This is a genomic window from Streptomyces sp. 8P21H-1, assembly GCF_013302945.1.
In genome coordinates this window covers 1-732 of the sequence record NZ_JABTYA010000175.1, presented here as the reverse complement: position 1 = coordinate 732, position 732 = coordinate 1, and the positions used below count along the sequence as shown (strand labels likewise).

The 732-nt window shown below is 77.6% G+C and carries 1 pseudogene; it reads left to right on the top strand.

From position 1 onward, the window contains the following. Nucleotides 1-732 (top strand): annotated as a pseudogene (locus HO151_RS02890) (hypothetical protein); the annotation flags it as partial.

Below are 732 nucleotides of genomic sequence, written 5' to 3'. Positions count from 1 at the left end.
AGTCCACCGCCTGTGCGCGCTCCGCCGCCGAGGCCGAGATGGAGCGGGGGGTCGCGGCCTCGGCGGCGGAGCGCGCACAGGCGGTGGACTACGGTCTGCGGATCGTCGCCCAGGAGCAGGTGGGCCTGGCGTACGCGGGCTGGGACCGGCTGCTGACGAGGGTCGCGCTGCCCGCCTGGCGCATGGGGCGGTGGCCCTCCCGGCTCGACGCGGGGGTCGTCGCGGCGCTCACCGAACTGTCCCGGCGCGACCGGCTCGCCGAGGGCTTCGCCTCCCGGCTCGGCGAGCGCCCCGCGTGCGACCTCCTGGAGGAGCCGGGCGCGATCGACGAGGCGACGTCCCTGCTGGCCGCCCGCCTCTTCCACGGCGGTCCCGCCGAGACCGGCCCCGACTGGGCACCGGTCGACTGGGCCGAGTACCCGGACGAGGTCGTCGACCGCAAATGGCGTACGGACGCGGCACGGCTGCATCGCGTACTGGACGGACTGGGCGTCACCCGCGGTACGCCGGAACCCGCCACGCCGGAGCCGGCCGCCCCGGGCCCGGGCGTCTCGGACCCGGGTGTCTCGGACCCGGGTGTCTCGGACCCGGGTGTCTCGGATCCGCAGGGACCGACCCTGGCCCGGGTGATGGACCACCTGACCGTGGAGCGGCCCGCGCACGCGCCCGCGCAGAGCGGCCGGCCCGGGGCCGACCGGGCCGGTGGAACCGAGAGCGACGAGGACGGCGGGC